Annotated in this window: 5 protein-coding genes and 1 pseudogene; 3 read left to right on the top strand and 3 right to left on the bottom strand. The window is 62.7% G+C overall.

Going from position 1 to position 6,189, the window contains the following annotated elements; all coding sequences use genetic code 11:
- Positions 1-455, bottom strand: a pseudogene (locus WA145_RS11880) (murein L,D-transpeptidase); the annotation flags it as partial.
- A gap of 109 nt (positions 456-564) precedes the next feature.
- On the opposite strand from WA145_RS11880, the gene WA145_RS11875 reads away from it, so the two are divergent.
- Positions 565-1,284, top strand: a complete 720-nt coding sequence (locus WA145_RS11875) for a murein L,D-transpeptidase catalytic domain family protein (RefSeq protein ID WP_422581772.1) — start codon at positions 565-567, stop codon at positions 1,282-1,284.
- A gap of 16 nt (positions 1,285-1,300) precedes the next feature.
- Here WA145_RS11875 and WA145_RS11870 read toward each other — a convergent pair whose 3' ends face one another.
- Positions 1,301-3,085 carry a GspE/PulE family protein gene (locus WA145_RS11870; RefSeq protein WP_422581771.1) on the bottom strand — a complete coding sequence of 595 codons (1,785 nt, stop codon included), beginning with the start codon at positions 3,083-3,085 and terminating at the stop codon, positions 1,301-1,303.
- Between the two features lie 132 nt (positions 3,086-3,217).
- Complete coding sequence (rpiA, locus tag WA145_RS11865) at positions 3,218-3,892, bottom strand: ribose-5-phosphate isomerase RpiA (protein WP_422581770.1); 675 nt, start codon at positions 3,890-3,892, stop codon at positions 3,218-3,220.
- 157 nt (positions 3,893-4,049) lie between these two features.
- Here rpiA and ilvA point away from each other — a divergent pair, with 157 nt between their 5' ends.
- Both ilvA and WA145_RS11855 read left to right on the top strand, forming a co-directional pair.
- A complete protein-coding gene (gene ilvA, locus WA145_RS11860) occupies positions 4,050-5,564 on the top strand; it encodes a threonine ammonia-lyase, biosynthetic (RefSeq protein ID WP_422581769.1) in 1,515 nt (504 codons plus the stop codon).
- A 160-nt stretch (positions 5,565-5,724) separates the two neighbouring features.
- Positions 5,725-6,165 carry a DUF2269 family protein gene (locus tag WA145_RS11855; RefSeq protein WP_422581768.1) on the top strand — a complete coding sequence of 147 codons (441 nt, stop codon included), beginning with the start codon at positions 5,725-5,727 and terminating at the stop codon, positions 6,163-6,165.
- Positions 6,166-6,189 lie beyond the last annotated feature (24 nt).

Raw genomic sequence — 6,189 nt, 5'->3', positions numbered from 1 at the left:
GGGTGGGTCTGCCCGGGCGCCTGCCACAGCGGTTCCAGGCGTTGTTGCAGCAAACGGCCGCGGCGCAGGTGCAGCAGGGCCTGCAGATAGCTGTGGCTGGTCAGCAGGTCGGCGCAGTCGGGCTGCGCGACCACGCCTTCCTCGGACAGGCTCGGCAACGGATAGTCGCTGGGCTGCAGGCCGTCATCGGCCAATTGCGCCAGCTGCTCGCGCAATTGCAGCCGTTGCTCAGCGCTCTGCCAGGCGGGTTGGCCGTCGCGTTGCGCGTAGAAAGCCTGGAGCAGGCGCTGGGCATTCTCGTCTAGGCTTAATGGTAGTGGGTTGCAGTGTTGAGTCAGTTGAATAAGCAATGGGCGCAGGTCGGCGCGGCTGGCAATGGACTCATCGGCGGCATTGGCGACCAATGGCAGGGTGAGCAGGGCGGCGCTCAGGTAGAGTGTGCATTTTTTGAACAACCTACTGCTCCAGTCCTTGGCCTAAAAGCGGGTTAGCCGCAGCCAGTATAAGCCTATGGTGGTTCGATCTTGTGACAGGACGTCCGAAGGTACTAGAGGTATTTGCGCAATGTTTGGACGTCTTGGCAGGTTCTGCCTGATCGGCTTTTGGCTTTCTTGCATGTCCTGGTCGGCGACGGCGACAGAGCAGGATGGCTTGCTCAGGGATCTGGCGCGGATTGCCCCCGGGCTCAATCAGCAGGCGCTGCAGCATGCCCTGGCGGCTATGCAGTGTGCGGTCAATCATGGTGCTGATCCGGCTCGCCGCCTGGCGGTGATCGATTATTCGCGGCCTTCCACCGAGCGTCGTCTGTGGATTTTCGATCTGCAGCGCAAACGTCTGCTGCTGCGCGATTTTGTTGCCCATGGGCGCAAGTCCGGGGAGAACTTCGCCGAGGCGTTCTCCAATCGTCTGGGCAGCCATCAGTCCAGTCTGGGCCTGTTTCGCACGGCGGAAAGCTACCGCGGCAAGCATGGCTATTCCCTGCGCATGGATGGCCTGGAGCCGGGGCTGAATGATTTGGCCCGCGAGCGCGCCATCGTGATTCACGGCGCCGGCTATGTGAGCCCAGGTTGGGCGCAGAAACATGGGCGTATCGGGCGCAGCCTGGGTTGCCCGGCGGTGCGCCCGGAAGTGGCGCGGATGGTGGTCGATCAGCTCAAGGACGGACAGTTTCTCTTCGCCTGGCATGCCAATCAGCGCTGGCTTAAAGCCTCTGCCTATTTGGACTGCAAGCCGCAACGGATGGCAAGCATCCTCCTCCGTCAGCAACGGTTGCCTCGCAGCTGAGGCTCGCCGGCTAAGGTTATTTCTGCTCGCTCTGCGGGGTCACCCGCAACACTTCCTCGATGGTGGTCAGGCCGGCGGCGACCTTCTGCGCGCCAGACAGGCGTAGGCTGCGCATACCTTCCTTGAACGCATGCCGGCGCAGGGCAACCAGGTCGGTGTCGGCGCTGATCAGCGGCTTCATCGCATCATTGATCAGCATGATTTCATAGACCCCGGCGCGGCCACGGTAGCCGGTGTCGCGGCACTCCAGGCAGCCCACGGCGCGATGGGCCTGGGTCGGCAGGGGCGCGTTCCAGGGTTTGGTCAGGCTCTGCCAGCCGTCTTCATCGAGCGTATGCGGCGCCTTGCAGTGCGGGCACAGGGTACGCACCAGGCGCTGGGCCATGACGCCGAGCAGGGTGGACTTGAGCAGGTAGTGCGGCACGCCCAGTTCCAGCAGGCGGGTGATGGCGCTGGGCGCATCGTTGGTGTGCAGGGTGGAGAGCACCAGGTGCCCGGTGAGCGCCGCCTGGATCGCCATCTCGGCGGTTTCCAGGTCGCGGATTTCGCCGACCATGATGATGTCTGGGTCCTGGCGCATCAGCGCGCGCACACCGCTGGCGAAGGTCAGGTCGATGTTGTGTTGCACCTGCATCTGGTTGAAGGCCCCTTCGACCATCTCGATCGGGTCTTCGATGGTGCAGAGGTTCACTTCCGGCGTGGCCAGCTGCTTGAGTGTGGTGTACAGCGTGGTGGTCTTGCCCGAGCCGGTGGGCCCGGTGACCAGGATGATGCCGTTGGGCTGGCTGGTCATGCTCTGCCAGCGTTTCAGGTCGTCCGGGGAGAAACCCAGCTGGTCGAAGCTTTTCAGCAGCACCTCCGGGTCAAAAATCCGCATCACCATCTTCTCGCCGAAGGCGGTGGGCAGGGTCGACAGGCGCAGCTCCACTTCACCGCCATCCGGGGTCTTGGTCTTGACCCGGCCGTCCTGCGGTTTGCGCTTTTCCGCAACGTTCATCCGCCCCAGGCTTTTCAGGCGGCTGACGATGGCCATGGTCACCTGGGGCGGGAATTGGTAGACGGTGTGCAGCACGCCATCGATGCGAAAACGCACGCTGCCCTGCTCGCGGCGCGGCTCGATGTGAATATCGCTGGCGCGCTGGGTGAAGGCGTACTGGAACAGCCAGTCGACGATATTGACGATATGCGCGTCGTTGGCGTCGGGCTCCTGATCCTGGGCGCCGAGGTTGAGCAACTGCTCGAAGTTACCCATGTTGCTGATCTTGCTGTCGCCGGCCGAGGCGCCGCTGACCGACTTGGCCAGGCGGTAGAACTCCACGGTAAAGCGTTGGATATCCGTCGGGCTGGCCACCACGCGCTTGATCGGGCGTTTGAGCACGTGGGTCAGGTTGGCTTCCCAGCTGTTCACCAGTGGTTCGCTGCTGGCGATGGTCACGCTGTCGTTGTCCACCGCCACAGCGAGAATCTTGTGGCGTTGGGCGAAGGCGTAGGACATCAGCGGGGTGATGGCGGCGACATTGATCTTCAGCGGGTCGATGCGCAGAAAGGGCTGGCCGCATTGCTCCGCCAGCCAACTGGTCAGGGCCTCCAGGTCAAGCTTCTTGCCCGGATGTTTGAGGTCATCGAGTTGCTGCGCGGCGAGAAACTCCAGCGGGTGTTGCTGGTTGCTGACGGCGCTGCGGCGAATCGTCAGACACTGCTCGGCATTGTCCTGATGGGTCCGGCCCTGGGCGACCAGCTCACGCAGCAGATCGGCGAGCTCCAGCTGGCGATCCTGGGCGGACGAGACAAATGCGGACATAGAACTCCCTGACGATCCTGATTACGTTTCAACGGCCTGCTAAGCAATGCTGGCAGCATGACGCCAAGGGCGCGGGCTGTCTGCCGACTTGATCCATTTTTGCACAGCCGCCAGATCTTGCCGCTATACGTATCAGGCGCGCTTGAGGGTTTTTACGCCTTCAGCTGTACCCAGCAGCAGCAGATCGGCCGGGCGGGCGGCGAACAGGCCATTGGTAACCACGCCAACGATGGCGTTGATCTGGCTTTCCAGTTCGGCCGGGTTGCTGATCGACAGGTTGAATACGTCGAGGATGATATTGCCGTTATCGGTCACCACGCCTTCGCGGTACACCGGGTCGCCGCCGAGTTTGACCAGTTGGCGCGCCACATGGCTGCGCGCCATCGGAATCACTTCCACCGGCAGCGGGAAGGCACCCAGTACTGGCACCAGCTTGCTGGCGTCGGCGATGCAGATAAAGGTCTGCGCCACGGCCGCGACGATCTTCTCGCGGGTCAGGGCCGCGCCGCCGCCCTTGATCAGGTTGAGGTGCTCGTCGCTCTCATCGGCGCCGTCGACATAGAACTCCAGGTCGCTGACCGTGTTCAGCTCGTACACCGGGATGCCGTGGCCCTTGAGGCGCGCGGCGGTGGCTTCGGAGCTGGCGACGGCGCCGTCGAATTCCATCTTGTGCTTGGCCAGGGCATCGATAAAACAGTTGGCGGTGGAGCCGGTGCCGACTCCGATCACACTCTTGGCGTCGAGTTTGGGAAGAATAAAGTCGACGGCAGCCTGGGCGACGGCTTGCTTGAGTTGATCCTGGTTCATCATGGGCCTGGTCTGGAGTGAGGGAAAGGCGCGAATTATAGCGCGGCTGGGCCGCCAGCGGACCTGAGGCGGGAAAACCCTGGACGTTATATGGTCGATCAGCGCGGCCCTGGGGTAGACTCGCGAACTCCCTGAAAAGCCGCCTGCGATGCCCGCCATGCTCGAACAGTACGTCAAGAAGATCCTTACCTCGCGCGTCTATGACGTGGCGGTGGAAACCCCGTTGCAAGCCGCCCATCAGCTGTCCGAGCGTCTGGGCAACCAGATTTTGCTCAAGCGCGAAGACCTGCAGCCGGTGTACTCGTTCAAGATTCGTGGGGCCTACAACAAGCTGGCGCAGCTTTCGAGTGAAGAGCAGGCGCGTGGCGTGGTCACCGCCTCGGCCGGCAACCATGCCCAGGGCCTGGCGCTGGCGGCCAAGGTGCTGGGGGTCAAGGCGACCATCGTGATGCCCAAGACCACCCCGGAGATCAAGGTGCAGGGTGTACGCTCGCGGGGCGGCAAGGTGGTGCTGCACGGCGACAGCTTCCCCGAGGCGCTGGCCTATTCGTTGAAGCTGGTGGACGAGAAGGGCTACATCTATATCCACCCCTACGATGACCCGCACACCATCGCCGGCCAGGGCACCATCGCCATGGAAATCCTCCGTCAGCAGCCGGGCCAGCTCGACGCGATCTTCGTGCCGGTCGGCGGCGGCGGGCTGATCGCCGGTATCGCCGCCTATGTGAAATACCTGCGTCCTGAGGTCAAGATCATCGGTGTCGAGCCGGACGACTCCAACTGCCTGCAAGCCGCCATGGCCGCTGGCGAGCGCGTGGTCTTGCCGCAGGTCGGGCTGTTTGCCGACGGCGTGGCGGTGGCGCAGATTGGCCAGCACACCTTTGCTGTGTGCAAAGACTATGTCGACGAGGTGATCACCGTCAGCACCGACGAGATCTGTGCGGCGATCAAGGACATCTACGACGACACCCGCTCGATCACCGAACCCGCCGGTGCGCTGAGCGTGGCCGGGATCAAGAAGTACGTGGAGCGTGAAGGCTGCCACGCTCAGGTGCTGGTCGGCATCGACTCGGGTGCCAACGTCAACTTCGACCGCCTGCGCCACGTGGCCGAGCGCGCCGAGCTGGGCGAGAAGCGCGAAGCCATCATCGCCGTGACCATCCCCGAACAGCCCGGCAGTTTCAAGGCGTTCTGCGAGGCCATCGGCAAGCGCCAGATCACCGAATTCAACTACCGCTACCACCAAGACCGCGAAGCCCACATTTTCGTCGGCGTGCAAACCCATCCGGAAAACGATCCGCGTGCCGCGCTGGTGCAGGGCCTGCGTGAGCAGGGCTTCCCGGTGCTGGATTTGACCGATAACGAGCTGGCCAAGCTGCATATCCGCCATATGGTCGGTGGCCATGCGGCGGCAGTACCGGACGAAGTGGTGCTGCGCTTCGAGTTCCCCGAGCGACCGGGCGCGCTGTTCAATTTCTTACAGAAATTAGGTGGGCGCTGGAATATCTCGATGTTTCACTACCGCAATCACGGCGCTGCCGACGGTCGCGTGGTGGCCGGTTTACAGGTGCCAAGTGCCGAGCGCCATCGATTGCCGGCGGCGCTGGATGCCATCGGTTACCGCTACTGGGATGAGAGCGATAATCCGGCGTACAAACTCTTTTTAGGCTAAGAACCTATCCAAAATCTGCTGCGCGTCGGCTCTGCTGCGTTAAAAACAGGCTCGGAATGCTCATGTACAACTCGTACACTGCGCTTCCTCGCCTGTTTTCGCCTTGCATAGCTCTAGCTCGCGAGACTTTGAACAGGCTCTAAATGGCAGGAGCTGATCGATGGAACACTACCCACTGCTGAAAATTCTCCACAGTGCACCGGGCATGCTGTTGCTGCTGGGTGTGCTGGCCCATGTGTTTATGCTCTGGAAGGCCGCGCGCAGTGGCGATAGCGCGGTGCTGCAGCGCAAGCTCAAGCGCACCCGGCTGATCAGCCTGCCGGTGTTCGGTCTGCTGGCCCTGAGCCTGCCGGTCAGCGGCTGGTGGCTGGTCAATCTGGCGGGTTTTCCGCTGGGGCAGACCTGGCTGCTGGCCAGCAGTGTGCTGTTTGGCGTGCTGGTGCTGTTTGGCCTGCTGCTCAATGGTCGCCTGGCAGCCTGGCAGGCATTGGGCGACAGCCCTGCGCCGGTCAAGCTGCTGCGCTACTGCGCGGCCTATAGCGGGCTGGTCCTGTTGCTGCTGCTGGTGATTATGGGGCTGATGGGCGCCAAGCCGGCTTGATTAACGCTCAATAAAAGAACGCCG

The organism is Pseudomonas sp. (genome assembly GCF_049301935.1).
Lineage (GTDB): Bacteria > Pseudomonadota > Gammaproteobacteria > Pseudomonadales > Pseudomonadaceae > Aquipseudomonas.
The sequence above is the reverse complement of the archived record's forward strand: the minus strand, read 5'-3'. Positions and strand labels throughout refer to the sequence as shown.

Coding starts and splice junctions, on each gene's coding strand:
- WA145_RS11875 (WP_422581772.1), top strand. CDS start 565: ATGTTTGGACGTCTTGGCAGGTTCTGCCTGATCGGCTTTTGGCTTTCT.
- ilvA (WP_422581769.1), top strand. CDS start 4,050: ATGCTCGAACAGTACGTCAAGAAGATCCTTACCTCGCGCGTCTATGAC.
- WA145_RS11855 (WP_422581768.1), top strand. CDS start 5,725: ATGGAACACTACCCACTGCTGAAAATTCTCCACAGTGCACCGGGCATG.
- rpiA (WP_422581770.1), bottom strand. CDS start 3,892: ATGAACCAGGATCAACTCAAGCAAGCCGTCGCCCAGGCTGCCGTCGAC.
- WA145_RS11870 (WP_422581771.1), bottom strand. CDS start 3,085: ATGTCCGCATTTGTCTCGTCCGCCCAGGATCGCCAGCTGGAGCTCGCC.